We start from the raw sequence: 19,818 nt of genomic DNA, 5'->3' as shown, positions 1-19,818 counted from the left end.
TTGATGCCTTATTGAAATATGGTGTTGATGAACGCGACATCTATAAAGAGAAAGAGTCAGGTGTTAAGCGTGAACGCCCAGAACTCAACAAAGTTCTTGAACTGCTTCGTGAGGGAGACACGCTTTGTGTATATCGCTTGGATCGCCTTGCAAGATCAACACGACACATGTTGGAAATTAGCGAACTAATTGATGCCAAGGGTGCGAACCTCATATCCATTCATGACCATGTTGATACAAAGTCAATTGGTGGGCGCTGCATATTCACTATCATGTCAGCCATAGCCAGTATGGAAAGGGAACTCTTAATTTCCAGAACACGTCATGGGCAGCAGGTCGCCCGTGACAATGGGGCCATATTCGGTCGCCCAGCGAAGCTAACGCCTGACTTGGTCAAACACATCCAACACGCCCACAAAGACCCTACGGTTACTGTAGCGGCTACCTTGAAACATCTGAATATCAGTAAGTCGTCGTATTACAATGCTTTGAAAATGTAAAAGCATCCAAAAAGTGCTTATCCATTTTATTGGTCTTTGTTGTGCGCCAGAGGTAGACCATAATGGCAACCAGACATTTGCTTAGACAAACGATCTGGGCAAGTGATGCCTTTTATAATTAGGAACCTATGACCTACAAAACCTTCTGGGCGCGCCATTTTCAAAGCCGCAAGGTTAACGCCTTGGGGCTTTGTTCTTTTGTGCAATATGTTTCAAAAATCAATATTTAAGCCGCATTCCCAAGATTGCATTGAAGCTTGAAGAATATTGGTCCCAGTTACGCTGGGATAATGGCGACATTCCTGCGGTAAAACTTTTAAAGCCACTTAATAAGTCTAGATCAACTGATTCTGTTAAAGAATCCGCAGCTTCAATCAGACAACAAACCGATTCATCTCATGCGTAATTGAGATCACTCGGTGGTAAACCTATTTACTCCTACAAAAAAGTTACGACAGTTCGACTGGATTTGACCCATAGTAGAAATTATCAAAAAAGTAATGTAGAAGTTAGCCTCTCCAAGAAATATTAAATTAGAATGGCTCTAACTTATAAAAAAATCTATAGTCATATTTCTCGATAATCTAGTTTGATGATCAGTCATTTTTTGCTCTAGATTCAGAAAAAACTGCTTACTGGTGATTATGTTATGCTGGATTTTGATAATAGTTATGCCCAACTCTCTGATTCCTTTTTCGAGAGGGTGGAACCAACACCCGTAAGCACTCCAACCTTGATAAAACTGAATAAAAAACTGAGCCTACAATTAGGGCTTGATCATGAAGATTTATCTCATAATAAAGCCGGGGAAATTTTTTCTGGAAATGGAATATTGCAAGGATCAGAGCCCCTCGCAATGGTTTATGCAGGGCATCAGTTTGCAGGCTGGAGACCCCAGTTAGGGGATGGTCGTGCAATTTTATTAGGTGAGGTCATTGATGTTTTTGGTGAGCGTCAAGATATTCAATTAAAGGGCTCTGGTCGGACACGTTTTTCTAGAACGGGCGATGGCAGGGCAGCCCTTGGCCCTGTTTTGCGCGAATATGTAATTAGTGAAGCCATGGCAGCCATGAATATTCCAACCACGCGCGCACTTGCTGTAGTGCTGACAGGTGAAGAAGTCTATCGCAAAACACCTCTTCCTGGCGCTATTCTAACTCGAGTTTCAAAAAGTCATATTCGGGTTGGAACGTTTCAGTATTTTGCCTCTCAGGGGGATTATTCATCCTTAAAAACTCTGGCTGATTATGTGATTAATAGGCACTACCCCGATTTAAAAGAAACAACGAACCCTTATCTTGGTTTGTTAGAGAAAGTGGTATCCACTCAAGCTTCGCTGATTTCAAAATGGATGGGGCTTGGGTTTATCCATGGTGTTATGAACACGGATAATGTTTTAATTTCTGGTCAAACTCTTGATTTCGGACCATGTGCATTTATGGATCATTATGATCCGACAACAGTATTTAGTTCCATTGATGTTATAGGGAGATACAGATATGAGAATCAACCATATATTGGACAATGTAACTGTACATATTTTGCCTCTAGCATCTTGTCATTGATTAGCACGAATGAAGAGAAAGCAAAAGAATGTGCAACGGCAGTGTTAAATACATATCAAGATCAATATAGGAAGGCATGGTCTATAGAACTCAATGAAAAAATTGGCCTGTCAGAGGTACGATTAGGGGATGAACAATTGGGCCAAGACTTGCTTGATATCATGGCCCATCATCAGCTCGATTTCACGCACACTTTCCGTAAATTAAGCAAGCTTAGTTCTCTTCGTTCTGCACAAGATGATCCAATTCTTCATGACTGGCTTATGAAATGGCGTTTTAGATTACAAACGCAACAGAGAAGTAGCAAAGCACGCCAAACGGCTATGAAAGCTAAAAACCCGGCCTATATCCCAAGGAACCATCAAATTGAAAACATGATTTCTTCTGCTCTAGAGGGGGATTTTGAACCATTTGATAGTTTAAATGCGGTGTTAGAGAAACCTTTTGAAGAACGCGAAGAATATTTAGGCTTTTTTCAGCCTCCTGCCAATAGAGACGAGGGATATAGGACTTTTTGTGGAACGTAATTTGACGGTTAAAAGTTTTTGATGAGATTATCTTGCCTTACTGGGAGAAAGTAATGACAACATCTACTTTGTATTATGTGCATGACCCAATGTGCAGTTGGTGTTGGGGACACCGTCCTCAATGGGAGCTTTTAAAAGAAGCCATAACAGATAGCGTTCAGGTAAAATATATTGTTGGTGGTTTGGCACCAGACAGTAATAACCCCATGCCATTGGCGCAACAACAGGCGATCGCAGGTTATTGGAAGAAGATTGAAGGATTACTTGGTACTCAGTTTAACTATGACTTTTGGACGCAAAATACGCCGCGAAGATCAACCTACCCAGCTTGCAGAGCTGTTATTGCCGCGCGGTGGCAAGAGGCAGAAGAAAAAATGATATTGGCCATACAAAAGGGATATTATTTAAGGGCGATGAACCCGTCAGATCAAGAAGTACATCTTCAATTGGCAGAGGAATTAGGGCTTGATACAGAGATATTTAAAGTGGATATCAATTCAGACCAACTAGAGCAAACCTTTGCTAAGGAACTACAGTTTGCACATAGCTTACCTATACATGGTTTCCCATCCATGGTTCTTGAACATCAAGGAGGAATACATATGATACCTCTTGACTACAAAGATTATCGTGGTGGTCTAGAGACAATAACTGAAATTATTTCTTAAGATGATTAACTCTCACGCGAACGTTCAATCTATCTCAATTTAGTCTTTAGCTGAATGAAAGGCTTCTGAGTCATCAATCATCATATGTGGGATTAAACGATCTTCCACCCATGTCAATAATTCGCGGCCCTTTTCATCATTAAAGCCAAGCAATTCCATTTGCCATACGTTCTGGAGTTCTGTGGCAAGTACCTTATGTTCTTCAGCATGTGGGCTCAATTTTTCTGAACCGATTTTCTTAAAATATGTTTCTTCATCATTAAAATGTTTTTGGGTGTAGCTGAGTAAATCATCAAAACAGCTCTCAATATATTTTTCTTCTTTTTGGGCAAGCACAGCATTGAATAAAGTCTCTGCGATCTTGAGCAGTTTCTTATGTTGTGTATCGATCATGCCTTCATCGACACTATAGGCATCCTGCCATGTAAAAATGGACATTTTGAATCTTCCCCCTAAATGCAGTCGTCTTTTACTTATTCTTCAAGAGTTGTTTATATAAATCGATTGGGCGCACGAGAAAATCATCCAGCCCCCAACCGTCGAGTTCTTTATCGATTGGCTTGCAGCCTATGAAATCAAAACCGGTACAGATTGCCCCAACGCTTAAGCTCACGGTTTGTAAACCTAATGCATGCGTGTGAAGGCTGTCGTTCAGATTTACAGAAGCGACAAAATTTTCCATATCGGCCAAAATTACGTCCTCATCACGGGTGTCATGTGTGAGATCGACACCAAGAGAGACAAGCCCATCAATTTCAAAATCTCCTATTTGGTCAAACCCAAACGGAACTTGCACATATAGGCCATAACAATAGGGCCGCAACCTGTGAAGGGCGCGTTTCACCTGTTCAAAAGTTACATCATCAGGCAGGTTTTTAATTTCCATGGAAACACGTTCGCGCCACGCGGGCATGAGTTCACCATAGGACTTTAAAAATTTCTCAAAGCCTTCATCTTCCATCACGGTGTCATAATGCACAGGGACTAAAATGGAGGCAACGCGGTCATTCTCAATAATATTTACGACTTGATCCACCGCATGATGAACTGTCTCGGCATCAAGGGCATATTCCATATCGTGTTTCTGGAAATGAGCCGATAAATAATGTTCATCTAGGACTGAGCCGTCTTTTTGATGCCATCTGGGGATACATTCAAAGCACATGACGAAACTCTTGCGCACATGCCAAAGCGGAAGGAAATCGAACGAAGCAGACTTGAGCAGCTCAGTCACTTCATTTGAAGATGTAGCCTGTGCTATCACGCGCTCTTTAGCGGGACTTACTTCCAAACTGTCTTCAACAACGATCTGGTTATCTTCAACAGCAACAACGCGCAGAACCGAAAGGGATGTTTTCCCCAAGCCAATTCCGTTTAAGTGTAATCCAATGGTTTTTGAAATCTTCTGTGCAAGTTCATAGGATGTACTGCCTTGTGAAGCCTCTGCGATGAGTAAATAGGACGTTTCATCAAAGGAGACAAAAAGGTCATCGCCCTGAATGACGTTTTTGGCCTCACCAGTAACGATAGACGCCAGTGTTTTTGCAGCTTCTTTCCATACATGTTCTGTGAAATGATGAATTTTATCAAATTTTAAAAGAGCTACACCATTGGGATTTTTTTCAATGGCATCCAAGATCATCAGACGTAGTAATTTCCAATAATCTTTTTGTAACGCCGAGTTTTCAGCACTGCCATAGGTTCGTTTCTCATTCATGGGCTATTCCTTTGCCTCAGAATATTTGGCAGCATATGGCATCCGAATAGAATAATATTTAACGTCTCTTGCCCCTTCTTGCACATCAGTGATGGCATAACCATCCACATAATCAATACCAGAACAGATCGCAGCTGTTGTCAGGCTGATAGAACGCACGCCATGCACATAGGTGTGAAGCCCATGCTTGGCTGCTGATGCAGCAAATAGTTCCATATCATTCATAATTTTAACTTCAGAACGCCGATCATCATAAAGGTCAACGCCAACAGCATGTAATCCCACATGCTTATAGCCTGCGAAATCGCGATGCATCGAATCAAACCGTGCCATGACAGCGCGTGAAAATGGCTTAAGCGCTTGAATAAGGTCCTGTAAGCGCGACTGGGGGATCCCGTCTGGTAAATGGGTGAGTTCAACAACAATCCGCCCGCGGTGTGGCGCCAGGTTCTTCTGACATTGTTTTAACAAAATGGAGCGTCGCCCAGTTGAAGCAATAGATTCAAAATGTATCGGTACGGTTAAAAGGGCCGGGTTTTTTATTTCATCTAATTTTGAAGCCTCAACAAATATCCGCTTCATGGTTAACAGATCAAGGGCTTCAACTGCGACCGGGTTTAAGTGGTCACTTAAGACATTATAGCTTGATAAAAAACGTCCCGAGCCTTGCGGTCTTACCGGGATACAAAAATATGAAGAGATGATTTTGTTTTTAACAAACCAAAGCGGGCGGAAAATAAACTCCACATCTTGATGAACAAGGGCTTGCGTGTTTCTTGTATCTTCCTGTTTTATGGGCGCAAGAGGGTTTTCTTCTTCTTCAACAAGCTTTGAAGGGTCGGTATCTTTTTGCCAGAAGAAATGCCCATTTTCATCAGCGGTCGCCATTGTCACAGTAATGGCATTTTGAGGGTCAGGTGAGCCCAGCAGACGTTGGGTAATTTCCTGAGCAATCAGGTTTATTTTAATTCGTGCACGGGCTTCATCTAGAGCGCCAAAAGCAATGAGGTAGTTTTTTTCATCCCACTGACAGTAAACATCATCAGGCCGTATCCTGTGATCGATGACATCTTTGGCCGTGGCATAGACTTGTCCTTTCAGGCGCTCCCATCTTTCTTTGAGCTGGTCCTGAACAGGGGATAAATCCAGAATAAAAACACGACCTTTGCTGGCTGCAGCCCGATCGGAAAAAAAGTCTGTAAAACTATTTTTATCGTTACTCTCGTTTTCCATAAGGCCACCTCTTATGTTAGTTGAGGCACTTGTTTACAGCACTCATAAGTTCATCAGAAGAAAATGGTTTAGCCAGAATTGTATCGGCCCCCATTTCCCCTGCGAGTTTGAGAAAATCCAAATTCCTTGTACGACCACCACCGGATATAGCGATGACTTTCAAATCGGGTTGTTCGCGCTTAAGCTCGATAATGGTCTCAATGCCTTCTTTTTCAGGCATAATTATATCAGTAATAATCAAGTCGACATCATTTTGGCGAAATTTTTCAAGCCCTTGGTTACCGTTTACCGCTTCAATAATTGTATGGCCATAGCCTTCAACAATTTCACGAATGGTGAAACGTGCTAATTCTTCATCATCAATAACCAGAATATGAGCCACAAAAACCTCTTAATCTATACACGCATGACCATCTTATACATATGTATAAAGTAGTCTTTAACCAAGTGAAAATAAATACTTTTTTTATTTTATGAAACGATTAAAGGTATATATATATCAAAAGTAGTGCCATATCCTTTACGACTATGCGCTCGTATTAATCCTTTATGCTTATCTATAATACTTCTGGCCATGGCAAGGCCCATTCCCGTTCCTTCGCCAACAGCTTTTGTTGTATAGAATGGGTCAAAGATTCGCATCAAAACTTCATCAGTCATGCCCGGTCCATTGTCTTTTAATCGAATATGGAAATAAACAGCCCCTTGTTCTGGTAACTCGACATCAGTATGACTGTTATCATTAAGCAACTGACTGCATTCAATATTAAATGTGCCAGTGCGTCCGTTAAGAGCATCAGCAGCATTTTTAGCAATATTAATTAAAACGGACTGTAATTGACCAAAACTGCCTAAGATAGAACAATCTTGATACTCTTTAGGGCAACCGCCTTTTTGTATAATTTGCATCGAAGACGGCATTGTTTGTTCTAAAAGCTCTATTGTGGTGCTTAGAAAATCACAGACATGGATTGGATTAAACTCGACTTCTTCTTCACGTGCGAAGATCATCAGGCTTTTCACAAGTTCTTGGGCTTTTTCACCTGCATCTTTGATTTTTAACATCCGTCTCTTAATGGGATCATCATCTTTACATTGGTTTGCGGTTAGGTCTGTTAGGGCAATAACAGGCAGAAGCATATTATTAAAATCATGTGCGATACCCGCAGCCATATTCCCCAATGCTTCAGATTTTTGTGATTGCCAAAGTAAACGCTCGACTTCTTTTCTTTCCGTAATTTCAAGGCAGATACCTTCAAAATGCGTGATATTGCCTTCATGGTCTTTTCTGACCCATGTCCGGTCATCAATCCAATGAATACTGCCATCTGCCGCTATAATTCGATATTCCTGTACGAAAGAAGAATAATCATTTTCAATATATTGGCTGACTTCATTACCAACGCGTTCAAGGTCATCTGGGTTTACGATATCTACGAAGTGTAATTGACCACTTTCAAATTGTTCTTTGGTGTAGCCCCATTCTGAAATGTTATGAGATACATATTCCACAGGCCATTTTTCTTCATTTCTCCATAGGAAAGCGACCGCGGGACTTCTGTCTATGATGTTTTGAAGCTCTTGTAAGGCCTCATTCTGTTCGTTTAGGCGTTCTTTGGTGAGGACTGTTTCGGTAATATCCAGAATTGATACAGGTATGTTTTTATATTCTTCGCGCTCGGTAGGGATCGGTACATAGATCATTACATAAATGCTTTTCCCATCGAGCGTGCGTTGGGTCGTACTGGTCACAAAACCAGATTTTTTGTGCCAAATGGCATCAATTTCATCAATGAAGATATCAAGGGCATCACCAGAGAATGTTTCAGTTATTGAATTGAAAAAATGTTCTTTTGATTGTGCGCGATATAATCTGAGCGTTTCTTCATTAATATCATTGATTTTGATCTTTTGCGCCAAGTTAAGAGCGACCTCTGGGTTGGCATTGAGATAGACTTTTATATCTCTGATACCTTGCTCTTTTAAAGCTTCTAGCGCGTCATATACATCTGTGAAATCTTCATCCCAAATTGAGATTTTAGCATTATCGAAAAGATACTTGTAATTCGAAGCACTCTCAGCGAGCTGGTTATAGACTCTCTGTAAGGCCTGCTCCTGTTGCTTTTTGTGTGTCACATCACGAAAAATACCCAAGGCATGCCACCCATTATCTTGAGATAATCCGGCTAATGAGAGTTCTATATCGATAACGTTTTCGTTTTTGCATCGTGCTTTTAATTCAACAACATCATGCAAAGTATTTAACTGGCCTGTTTTAAGGAAATTGGCAAGTGCGTTGCTCCCTGCAATTTGATCTTCTGGGAAAGCCAGAAAGGAATGGGGGTTTTTCCCTAAAACTTCATTTTCCTCATACCCAAATATTCTTTGTGCGGCCTTGTTCCAAATACAAATGTGGCCTTGGTTATTTAACAGAATGATGCCGTCTGCTGCATTATTTACGATCGTATCAGTTAAGGCTTTGTTCTCCGTAAAGAGCCGTTGTGTTTCCAATGTCTCAGTAACATCTCGGGCTATACAAACAGTCCCGGTTAGAAAACCTTTTTCAGCCTTAATTGTTGTCTGGTGAGTATGAAAGAGACGTGTGGATAGATTGGGGTCTAATGCACAAACAAAGGAATGTCCCTTACCTGTTTCATCCAAGATCCTTTGGGACGTATTAAATTGAATTAATGCCTTTTTACTTAAAAAATCATCAAGAGGCTTACCAATGATGTTGTCTTTGCTTTCCTTAAATATACGAGCCCCTGCATTGTTAATGTAGGTGATGGAATTATTTAGCCCTGTTGAAAGGACGATATCGTCACTGGCTTCTAGTACTCTGGTGAGAAGTTCTTCATTTCGCTCAATTACACGAATTAAGGGCGCGCTGGTTTTTTGAAAGAAAAATGCACCGGCAAGGATTGTCAGAAAAGACATAAGCGAGATTTGGATTGCGGCTTTTTTAAATGGTTCATGCAATTCTTCCAAGTCAACCTTGGCAACAATCCCCATGTCCATAGCATCGATATATTCATAGGCCGCTAAGACTTTTTGCCCCCGATAATCATAGCCTTCCATGATACCGCTTTGTTTCTTTAAGGCAGCGCGCATCGGCTGTGCCTCAGAAGTAGAAAACACCATTTGATGTTTATGATCTTTTTCTTGATGACGGTGGCGAAGTAAAAAGACAATTTGCCCATTCACAATTTTGCCTAATGTGAATTCACCCGTTTGACCAAAGCCTTTAAAGCGTGAATGGGCTTCTCGAATTTGTTTTAAGGTGTCTTGTTGGGATTGTGCATTGGATTTGCCAAGCTTCTTCCCTTCAATTTGATCATACTTTGCAACAGCTCCAATCATTTCAGAGCGTGACTGAACAATCTCTATCAAACGAGCTCGTTCATGCTCGAATTCTTTATCATACCAAAGTAAAAAAACTAAACCGACCGAGAAGAGGACAACCAAAACCATTATATTAATCAGAAGATAAATAGTCTTAGTGGTTAACTTCATCGCAACTGCCCCTTTAATTTTTTACAGTATAACGACTTTTTAAAAAACTATCTTGATCAAAGTTATTTTGAGTTTTGAACCTTCTTCTGCGTTTAGATTAATCAGAATATCCAACTCTGATCTGATTAAAAAATTTGAAAGGCAATCTTATGGCTATGAATATATTTCTTTTGCCTTTAGCAGTTGGACAAATCTATCTTCATCAATTGGTTTGCTAAATTTATAGCCTTGGCCAAAGTTACAGCCCAGTTTCTTTAAGAAGCTTATTTGGGCTTCATCTTCGATGCCTTCTGCGACTATTTTTAAATCAAGGCTTTTGCCTAAGCTGATGATGGCGCGTGTGATGGCCATATCTTCTGTATCATCAGGAATATCCATAATGAAGGACCTATCGATTTTTAAGGTCGAGATGGGGAATTTTTTGAGATAGCTTAAGGAGCTATAGCCCGTTCCGAAATCATCAATACTGGTTTTGATGCCAATGGTTTCAGCTTCTTTTAAGAAGTTGATGGCTTCATTGACATGTTCCACCAAGGCACTTTCTGTGAGTTCTAACTCTAACCTCTCAGGGGGAAGGCCTGTAGTTTGAAGAATGTTTTTTATAACATCAAACAGGCCTTTTTTGTGAAACTGGCGGGCTGACAGGTTAACCGCAATTGTGCCCGGATCTAGGCCTTCATCGAGCCAGTTGCGACATTGTTGGCAGGCCTGTTGTAAGACCCATTCTCCAATAGGAATGATCAAGCCTGTTTCCTCAGCAATGGGGATGAACTCATCAGGCGAGACATTGCCTAAAATATCATTTTCCCAGCGCAATAAGGCTTCTGAACCAATGATCTGGCCGCTTTGCAGGTCCACCTTGGCTTGGTAATGCAAAGACAGTTCATTTTTATGAACCGCTTTTCTTAATCCATTTTCTATTTCAAGGCGGCGAATTTCTTGGGCGTTTAGGTTTTCCGTATAAAATTGATATGAATTGCGCCCCATCTTTTTGGCATGATAGGCAGCGGCATCTACATTTTGCATCAATTCAGATATGGTATCGCCATGATCAGGGTAAATGGACACGCCAATACTGCCCGATGCGTAAACCTGTTTATTTTCAATGGTAATGGGTTCTGATAAAGCATCAAGGATGCGCGAGGCGACCTTGGCTGCAATTTGCGGGCTACGCACATCATTTAAAATAACCGTAAATTCATCCCCACTGAGACGCGCGACCGTATCTTGAGTATTTGTACATGACATGAGGCGGCTTGCAACTTTTTGCAAAACCAAATCCCCCACAGGATGGCCCATGGTATCATTAATCTTTTTAAAGTTATCCAGATCAATAAATAAGACACCGACTTTGCTTTGGTCCGTCTTTGCAAGCTCGATACTTTTGGTTAAACGCTCTTGATAAAGTGCCCTGTTGGGTAAACCTGTTAAGGGGTCGCGTTGGGCAAGATAGGTCAGCTGGTTTTCATTTTCTTTCCGCGCGGTGATATTGCGCACAAACCCTTCAAAATAGATGATTTTGCCGTCTTCATTACGCACGGCACGGGCATTTTCAGATATCCAGATGACCTCACCATTTTTACGCCTGATCTGACTTTCAAAATTGAGGACTTCATCCTTTTCGCGCATTGTTTTTGCAAAACGTTCGCGCTGTTTGGGATCAATATAAAGCTGTGTTTCAATATTGGTGAGATCAGAAATAAGCTCATCTGCAGTCTCATAGCCATATAATCTGGCCAGTGCGGGATTGGCGAGAATATAGCGCCCATCCGGTGTGGTCTGGAAAATGCCTTCCGTCGCATTTTCAACAATGCCGCTATGACGTGCTTCAAAGGCTTTTACCTTTGCCAGGTTTTGGCTGCGCACAACAGCATAACTGATCACACGCAACAAGTGCTTGCTTGTGACTTCCTCTTTGGGGATAAGGTCTTCAATGCCACGATTAAAGGCTTTATTTACATAATCAGGGTCATCAATGTCTGCGATACTAATAACGGGGCTGTCACCTGCTTTTTTACAGATATGTTCTATACATTCAAACCCACAAGAAATGCAGCCTGACATATCAATGACAACAGCATCAACCTTGTTTGTTTCTAATAATGTTTGAAGATCACTTGTTGTTTTAACAAAGGTAATTTCGCATTTTTTTTCTAAAGAAAGTGAAGGCAGTAAATGCTTTTTCAAATCAGGGCGTAAGAAAAAAGCCAAGCGCAGTTTCTTAAACTTTGAAAATGAATAAATATTCTGAGTATGTATCTCATCTTGAATAAAAACAGTCGAGTGGGGGCTCATCACATCACCTTCATTTGATAAGGGTGACCTTATGCAGGGCACCCTTTTTCAATTAACCGTTCACAACTTGTTTCAGCTCTTCTTCCTCTTTGCTGGTTTCCTCCTCAACCGGGTCACCACCTTCATATTCTTCCAAGAACGTTAGAAGCTGTTCGCGCAGCTCATAATATCGTGGATGTTCAAGAAGTGCCTTGCGGGTACGTGGGCGTGGAAGATCAACTTCCAAAATTTTCCCAACAGTTGCGTGGGGACCGTTTGACATCATGATCACACGGTCTGCAAGTAAGATGGCCTCATCCACATCATGGGTGACACAAATGGCGGTTACTTGTGTTTTCTTCCATACATCCATGAGAACTTCTTGCAGCTCCCAACGGGTTAAGGAGTCAAGCATACCAAAAGGCTCATCTAGCAAGAGCAATTTAGGAGAAAGGGCAAAGGCACGTGCAATACCCACACGTTGCTTCATCCCGTTTGAAAGGCCCGCGGCTTTTTTATCCATTGAATCCCCTAAGCCCACACGGGAAAGGTAATATTCAATGATGTCTTTGCGCTCAGCAGCGCTGGCATGGGGATAAACGCGTTCAACCCCTAAGGCAACATTTTCGCGTGCACTCAGCCATGGGAATAAGCTTGGGGCTTGGAAAACCACACCGCGGTCCGGCCCTGCTGAAGCAACTTCACGACCATCCAGAATGACAGCCCCTTTTGTCACATCATTTAAGCCTGCTGCCATGGTGAGGACGGTTGATTTACCACAACCGGAGTGACCAATCACAGAAATGAACTCACCTTGGCGAAGTTTCAAATTGAAATCATCCACAACGGTGAGCGGGCCTTCTGGGGTTGGATAAACCTTAAAGACTTTTGAAAACTCAACATAGCGATCTGTTTCAAGGCTTTTGGCTTTGGCCACTTCAAGGGCAGCTTTAGGAAGCTTGTTTTTTTGCCCCACAGAAATAGGCTGCACATTGGGTAGTTGGAAGCTTTCATCTTCCACACCCGCCTTGATACCCACATCCATAAGATATTTTGTGACATCACGGCGAAGCACTTTAAAGGCTTCATTATGGTTCATCGCTGTGCGATCACGGGGGCGTTCGATATCAACGATAAAGTCAGGGCCTAATTCAGCATTTGGTCCCGGTGTTAATGGAATGATGCGATCAGCAAGCAAGATGGCTTCATCCACATCATTGGTGATTAAGATGATGGTCTTCTTCTCTTCTTGAGAGATATGGGCGATCTCATCTTGCAGGTTAGCACGTGTCAAAGCATCCAAGGCACTGAGCGGCTCATCTAACAAGATGATTTCAGGGCGCATGGCAAGAGCGCGCGCCACCGCAACACGTTGGCGCATCCCCCCTGAAAGCTCAGATGGGTAGCGTGATGCGGCGTGGTCCAGCCCGACCATCGCGATATATTTATCGGTATGGGCTTTGCGCTCACTTGCAGATTTCTTACCGAAAACCTGATCAACAGCCAAGGCCACATTTCCATGCACAGTCATCCATGGGAAAAGTGAATAGCTTTGGAAAACAAGGCCGCGTTCCGGCCCTGCCCCGTCAATTTTTTTACCTTTTAGGGTAATCTCGCCTTCATCAGGTTCAATTAAGCCAGCAATGGCAGAGATCAAGGTTGTTTTACCTGAACCTGAAAAGCCAACGATGGCAACAAATTCACCTTCTTCAATGGATAGGTTGATATTACTTAGAACTTCTGTTTTCTCAACGCCCTTACCGTAGGACTTAGAGACATTTTTCAATTCAAGAAATGACATAATTGCCTCCTAATCTTAACGTTGTTCATCAAAAGTCAGCAGGTTTTGGAACGTCTTCATAATGCGGTCCAAAGCAAAACCGATGATACCGATGGTGAAGACCGCAACCATGATGCGACCAAGAGAGTGAGAGCTACCGTTTTGGAATTCGTCCCAGACGAACTTACCAAGACCTGGGTTTTGTGCCAGCATTTCAGCGGCAATCAGAACCATCCAGCCCACACCCAATGACAGACGAAGACCAGTAAAGATAAGAGGAAGAGAAGACGGCAAAATCATTTTGAAGATTTTAGTCTGCCATTTCAGTTGCAAGACCTTCGAGACGTTCATCAAGTCTTTATCAATAGAGGCGACACCCAGTGAGGTGTTGATCAGTGTTGGCCAAAGTGAACAAAGCGTAACGGTAATAGCAGATGTTAAGAACGATTTATCAAACATTGGGTCTTTTGTGACATAAAGCGCACTGACAACCATGGTGACAATTGGCAACCAAGCCAGAGGGGAGACGGGTTTAAAGATTTGAATAATCGGGTTGAAAGCGGCATTGACCGATTCACTTAACCCACAAGCAATACCAAGGGGAATGGCAATGGCAGAAGCAATAATGAATCCCATGAAGACGGTTTTCAAGCTGGTGACGATTTGGTCAAGATAGGTTGGTTTACCCGTATATTGACGCACCTTAACCTTTGCATTGGGGTCTTTTGCAAGCTTGGCAGCGTTGCGTTTTTCCTGGCGCTCATAAAAGGCCACTTCTTTGGCCCGGGTGCGCTGGTGGTCATCCCACAAGAGAGAGGCCTCTTCAAGAACTTGAACGGGACCGGGGATAGAGCCAAGACTTGTAACAATATTTTGCGAGCTTTGTTGCCAAAGGCCGAGGAAAATGGCGAAGGCGATAAGCGGAATACCAGCTATTTTCCAAATATGTTTGGTGAAATCAGCAACCGAAGTTACGTTTTTTCCGCCAATAAAAGACAAGAATTTAAGCAAAGGGGCAGCTTGTGCTGCGCTTGAAGCTGTAGCAGACATGGGAGCTTCCTTTCAGTGGAAGGTATTACATAGAGGGCAGACAATGTAGAATATAAGAAGGAAAAGGGAGGCCCGGTCTGCCAATCAGACCTCCCTATATCCTCAATGCGACTTACTTAGCATCAGCAACTTCAGTACCTTTAACCTGCTGCTTACCTTTAAGACCGATTGAGAATTTTTCAAGGTACGCATTAGGTGTGCGACCGTTGTAAACGATATTGTCGATAAAGTGAGTTTGTGGCTCACGGAAACCATCGTTATCAAATGGGAAGTCTTTAGCTTTGGCTTTACCTTCATCAACAAGCATTTTCGCAGCTTTCAGATAGATGTCTGGGCGATATACTTTTTTCGCAATGTCGTGGTACCAGCTATCAGGCTTGGCCTCTGTGATTTGACCCCAACGGCGCATTTGTGTCAGATACCATGTTGCATCTGAGTAATATGGGTATGTTGCGTTATAACGGAAGAATACGTTGAAATCAGGCACATCACGTTTGTCACCTTTTTCATATTCAAACGTACCAGTCATAGAGTTGGCAATAACTTCAGCATCCGCACCGACATATTCAGAACGAGAAAGAATTTCCACCGCTTCTTTACGGTTGGCGTTGTTGTTTTCATCCAACCACATGGCTGCACGGATCATGGCTTTTACAACAGCCAAGTGAGTGTTTGGGTTTTCTTCAGCCCATTTATTTGAAACACCAAATACTTTTTCAGGGTTGTCTTTCCAGATTTCATAATCTGTCACAACGGGAACGCCAATGCCTTTAAAGACGGCCTGTTGGTTCCAAGGCTCACCTACGCAATAGCCGTAAATTGTACCAGCTTCCATTGTTGCAGGCATTTGAGGTGGAGGCGTTACAGAGAGAAGAGCGTCGGCTTGAATTTGACCGGAAATGTCTGTTTCTGAATAAAAGCCCGGGTGAATGCCACCGGCTGCAAGCCAGTAACGTAGCTCATAGTTATGGGTGGAAACAGGGAAAACCATCCCCATGTTGAAGGGTTTACCTTCGTCTTTAAACTCTTCAATGACCGGCTTTAGGGCATCGGCCTTAATAGGGTGAACAGGCTTGCCATCGGCTTGCTTAGGGATATGGGGTTTCATCTTATCCCAAATGTCATTTGAAACGGTAATAGCATTACCATTCAAATCCATAGAGAAAGCTGTAATGATGTGTGATTGGGTACCAAAACCGATTGTGGCACCAAGCGGCTGACCTGCGAGCATATGGGCGCCATCAAGCTCACCATCGATGACGCGATCAAGTAAAACTTTCCAGTTGGCCTGTGGCTCAACTGTTACAAAGAGACCTTCATCTTCGAAAAAGCCTTTTTCATAGGCTACAGCAAGTGGGGCCATATCAGTCAGCTTAATAAAGCCAAATTTGAGTTCTTCTTTTTCAAGTTCAAGCATTTCTGCATTTGCAACAGAAGCTGAAAGAGCCAGGGCAGACACTGCACCAATAAATGCAGCTTTGAGAGAACGGGATTTCTTAAGCACGGCTTATCTCCTTTGATTTGAGCCTTAATATTTATTTTCCTCTCGCTTTAGATATCGCCAGAAATCTAGGCGGAAAGAAAAATATAAACTTGCTTCCTACTCTTCAAAGACCGTGCCAGTTTTTCTCAAAATTAATTTAGTCTAATTATAACAATGGCTTCCTAAAATTTAGAACCTTCCTAAGTATGAAATATCGGACCTATAAAGTCATACTTTGGAATCATATTGCGGTGCAGCATAATTAATCACAACCGACTAAAGATGCATAATTTTTAATCATTATAATTTATCGATTAAAAATTATGCACTTCTATTGGGCTGGTGGCCTATAGGCTCTAAAACGATAAAGTTCCTAAGAAATCAAAGGACTAAATGATTTTTCTCAATTGCACATGTAAAAGAGGGCTGCCTTGGCACATAAAATGCTTTGATAAAAACAAGTTAAAGCCCCTATCGCCAGCCTGTCTTCAGGAGTGGGTCCTTATAAAAACAATTATAAAGGTCCTCCCTCATGTTAGCCAAGTTAATAGATTTTCCAAATCCCGCCGCCTCGTCACAGTCAAACGACACTCTTTCTGCCATTTTGAGACTGCTTAACCGGGTTTCTAATATTGCTGATGAAAAAACAGATGCCTCCATTGCTATTGAACGCATATTTAGAGAAGTCTGTGATTATAGCGGCTGGCCCATTGCCCACCTTTACATTCAAAACCCTGATGATGGGCCTGAATATATCTCCCATAAGATTTGGCATTTAGATAAGAGCCTTAATCAAAACTCCATCAAAGAGTTTCAGCACTTAAGTGAAGAAACTGTTTTTAAAGTAGGTAAAGGCTTAATAGGCCAAATTGCTCAGTCCCTTCAGGCGCAAGCGGTTGAAGATGTCACTGTTTTGAAGGCTTTTTTAAGAAGTGAAATTGCCAAGAAAAATAATGTCCGTGGCTTTTTCGGCTTTCCTATCATTTTAGACAATAAATGTGTTGCGGTTGCGGAGTTTTATGGACGCGAAGTCGGCCTTCTGGATGAAACTTCATTGGAAATCATGACCTATGTGAGTTCACAGCTTGCACGGATTTTCGAACGTATGATCAGTGAAACATACAAAACACAGCTGATGGAAAAGTTTAAAAGCAGCGTTCAAGGTTCTGTTGAAGACCTCAGCAGCACGTCTGTTGAATTAAGTGAAGCCGCAACAAGCCTTAATCGGCAATGCAACTCGTCCTTGGAAAATTGCCAACGGGTTGTGGGGGGCTCAAACGAGATAAGCGAGAGTAATCTGGCTTTGGAAACGGCGATCAATACACTTGTACATGCAGAAAATGAAAGTGAGCGCAAAAACACCCATGTCATTCAGACGGTGAGTGACCTTGCAAATGATATCCGCAGTGCAATGTCTCAACTGACAACACTTAATAAAACAGCTGAAAATATTGGCAGTATCATTCGTGACGTTAATGAGATTGCGGGCCAAGTGCGTATGTTAGGGCTAAATGCTTCCATTGAAGCAGCACGTGCAGGGGTTGCTGGCAAAGGCTTTGCCATTGTTGCCGGAGAGATCAAATCCCTCGCATCTCAGTCTGAAGATGCGTCTCACCATATTTCAGAGCAAATTAACAATATTCAAAATACCTTAAAGGACAGCACGAGCCTTATGATGACCGTTGATAGTCAAATGAATCAACTTGAAACAACGTCACAAGATATGACGCATGTTCTTAAAAACCAACATGAGGCAACCCAATCCATTGCCAGCCATGTTGAACATTCCACTGTCACAGCAGATAATATCTCAAAAGATGTAAAAGCTATGAATACAGCAATGGACGAACTCTCCTACTTATCAAATAACCTAAGAACCCTTTCTTCAGGATTGGAGGGCACAGCGAAAAATGTAGCTGGTTCAAGCACGGAGTTTCTGGATATTATGCAAAAATAGAGACCGAGTACATAAAAGGGAAAGAGGAATTCATCGTTGGTTTAGCTTGGAAAACAAGACAAAAACAAACAGGAAGGTTGACAAGTTAAAGATTTAGGTGCAAGTCAACCTTTCATTATTCATTCGTGATCGCGCAATTCCACTGAAAGTTCAGTGTGACAATATCTCGAAATTGAAAATAAGTCATTGATGCCCCGTCAGCGCTCCGGGATGTTACAAAATACCGGAGCTCATCCCCTGTACTAAAGAGGGAGATACTGCTCGGCTGAAAGAAAATTTATGAAATCGAATAATTTTGAGGCGCTCGGCCTGTCTGAGCCATTGTTGCGTGCCCTGCAAGACCAACATTATGAAACGCCAACGCCCATTCAAGAAAAATCAATTCCGGCTCTTATTGAAAAACGTGATTTGCTGGGTATTGCCCAAACTGGCACAGGAAAGACGGCTGCATTCAGCCTTCCCATCTTGCATGAGCTTGCTGATGATTGGGAGCCCCCAGCACCTAAGTACCCTTTAAGCATCATCCTTGCCCCCACCCGTGAGCTGGCTATTCAGATCGGTGAATCTATCGAAAGTCTTGGGCGACATCTCCCTGTGCGACATACCGTTATTTTTGGTGGTGTCAGCCAAAAAAATCAGGTTAAAGCACTCCAGCGTGGTGTTGATATCGTCGTTGCAACACCTGGGCGTCTTTTAGACCTGATGAAGCAAGGCCATATTTCACTTAAGCACATTTGGCATTTTGTATTGGATGAAGCAGACCGTATGTTGGATATGGGCTTCATCCATGATGTCAAAAAAATCATTGCGACACTTCCCAAGGAACGCCAGACCCTATTCTTTTCTGCAACCATGCCAAAAACGGTTTCTGGACTTGCCAGCACTATATTGCGTGACCCTGTACGCATTGAGGTGACACCACAATCAACACCGGTGGATCGCATTGCCCAAAGCGTTTATTATGCGCCCTCTTCTGAGAAAAAAGACCTGCTCACCAATATATTAGGCGACAAGGCCATCAATAAAGCGATCGTCTTTACACGGACCAAACATCGCGCCAACCGGGTGGCGCAACAACTTGATAAGGTTGGCATTAGCGCAGCAGCTATTCATGGTAACAAATCGCAAGGTGCGCGACAAAAAGCACTTAAAAACTTCAGTAGCGGTGAAGTGCGTGTTTTGGTTGCCACTGACATTGCAGCACGAGGCATTGATATCGATAGTGTCAGCCATGTCATTAACTTCGAGCTTCCAAATATTGCTGAAGATTATGTCCATCGCATCGGGCGCACCGCACGCGCTGGGGCATCGGGTGTTGCAATCTCTTTGTGTGAGCCCAGTGAGCAAGCTTACCTGCGCGATATTGAAAAATTAATGCAGCATCAGCTTGACGTTTTAGGTGGTCAACCCGCACAGCATGAGCCCAAACCAACCAAACGAGGCTCTCGGCAATCCCCAAACCGTCGAACAAAGTCAAAAGGTTATCGCGGCAAGCCTAAAAAACGAACAGCTTAGTTTGCATTTAACAGGAGTTTTTTGAAACAGCTACCT

14 protein-coding genes are annotated in these 19,818 nt (G+C 42.5%); 5 read left to right on the top strand and 9 right to left on the bottom strand.

Annotation, left to right across the window (positions count from 1 at the left end):
* The 3 genes from MTBPR1_RS06165 to MTBPR1_RS06155 form a co-directional block, all read left to right on the top strand.
* On the top strand, positions 1–500 hold a 500-nt coding region (locus MTBPR1_RS06165; RefSeq protein WP_069186694.1), incomplete at its 5' end, for a recombinase family protein.
* Positions 501–1,149: 649 nt separating this feature from the next.
* Positions 1,150–2,592, top strand: a complete 1,443-nt coding sequence (locus MTBPR1_RS06160; RefSeq protein WP_069186693.1) for a protein adenylyltransferase SelO — start codon at positions 1,150–1,152, stop codon at positions 2,590–2,592.
* Positions 2,593–2,645: 53 nt separating this feature from the next.
* Positions 2,646–3,260: a DsbA family protein gene (locus tag MTBPR1_RS06155; RefSeq protein WP_069186692.1), complete on the top strand. Its 615-nt coding sequence runs from the start codon at positions 2,646–2,648 to the stop codon at positions 3,258–3,260.
* A 39-nt stretch (positions 3,261–3,299) separates the two neighbouring features.
* Here the strand turns inward: MTBPR1_RS06155 and MTBPR1_RS06150 are convergent, their stop codons facing one another.
* The 9 genes from MTBPR1_RS06150 to MTBPR1_RS06110 all read right to left on the bottom strand — a co-directional run bounded on the left by MTBPR1_RS06150 (position 3,300) and on the right by MTBPR1_RS06110 (position 16,331).
* Entirely contained in the window at positions 3,300–3,698 is a 399-nt protein-coding gene (locus MTBPR1_RS06150) for a bacteriohemerythrin (RefSeq protein ID WP_069186691.1), read from the bottom strand.
* 31 nt (positions 3,699–3,729) lie between these two features.
* Positions 3,730–4,977: a hypothetical protein gene (locus MTBPR1_RS06145; protein ID WP_069186690.1), complete on the bottom strand. Its 1,248-nt coding sequence runs from the start codon at positions 4,975–4,977 to the stop codon at positions 3,730–3,732.
* Between the two features lie 3 nt (positions 4,978–4,980).
* Positions 4,981–6,210: a hypothetical protein gene (locus tag MTBPR1_RS06140; protein WP_069186689.1), complete on the bottom strand. Its 1,230-nt coding sequence runs from the start codon at positions 6,208–6,210 to the stop codon at positions 4,981–4,983.
* Positions 6,211–6,226: 16 nt separating this feature from the next.
* Entirely contained in the window at positions 6,227–6,592 is a 366-nt protein-coding gene (locus tag MTBPR1_RS06135; protein WP_069186688.1) for a response regulator, read from the bottom strand.
* Positions 6,593–6,681: 89 nt separating this feature from the next.
* Complete coding sequence (locus tag MTBPR1_RS06130; RefSeq protein ID WP_069186687.1) at positions 6,682–9,723, bottom strand: PAS domain S-box protein; 3,042 nt, start codon at positions 9,721–9,723, stop codon at positions 6,682–6,684.
* Positions 9,724–9,876: 153 nt separating this feature from the next.
* The gene (locus MTBPR1_RS06125) at positions 9,877–12,018 is read right to left on the bottom strand and encodes a GGDEF/EAL domain-containing response regulator (RefSeq protein WP_069186686.1); all 2,142 of its coding nucleotides are present in this window, start codon (positions 12,016–12,018) and stop codon (positions 9,877–9,879) included.
* Between the two features lie 52 nt (positions 12,019–12,070).
* On the bottom strand, positions 12,071–13,798 hold the full coding sequence (locus tag MTBPR1_RS06120) for an ABC transporter ATP-binding protein (RefSeq protein WP_069186685.1): 1,728 nt from the start codon (positions 13,796–13,798) through the stop codon (positions 12,071–12,073).
* Between the two features lie 15 nt (positions 13,799–13,813).
* On the bottom strand, positions 13,814–14,827 hold the full coding sequence (locus MTBPR1_RS06115; RefSeq protein ID WP_083222928.1) for an ABC transporter permease: 1,014 nt from the start codon (positions 14,825–14,827) through the stop codon (positions 13,814–13,816).
* 112 nt (positions 14,828–14,939) lie between these two features.
* Positions 14,940–16,331, bottom strand: a complete 1,392-nt coding sequence (locus MTBPR1_RS06110; protein ID WP_069186684.1) for a CmpA/NrtA family ABC transporter substrate-binding protein — start codon at positions 16,329–16,331, stop codon at positions 14,940–14,942.
* A 511-nt stretch (positions 16,332–16,842) separates the two neighbouring features.
* Between MTBPR1_RS06110 and MTBPR1_RS06105 the strand changes: the two genes are divergently transcribed.
* Both MTBPR1_RS06105 and MTBPR1_RS06100 read left to right on the top strand, forming a co-directional pair.
* Positions 16,843–18,267 carry a methyl-accepting chemotaxis protein gene (locus MTBPR1_RS06105; protein ID WP_069186683.1) on the top strand — a complete coding sequence of 475 codons (1,425 nt, stop codon included), beginning with the start codon at positions 16,843–16,845 and terminating at the stop codon, positions 18,265–18,267.
* A 279-nt stretch (positions 18,268–18,546) separates the two neighbouring features.
* Positions 18,547–19,782, top strand: a complete 1,236-nt coding sequence (locus MTBPR1_RS06100; RefSeq protein ID WP_069186682.1) for a DEAD/DEAH box helicase — start codon at positions 18,547–18,549, stop codon at positions 19,780–19,782.
* Positions 19,783–19,818: the final 36 nt, after the last annotated feature.

Source organism: Candidatus Terasakiella magnetica (genome assembly GCF_900093605.1).
Classification (GTDB): domain Bacteria; phylum Pseudomonadota; class Alphaproteobacteria; order Rhodospirillales; family Terasakiellaceae; genus Terasakiella; species Terasakiella magnetica.
Note: the sequence above shows the minus strand (reverse complement) of the source record. Positions and strands in the feature narration are given on the sequence as shown.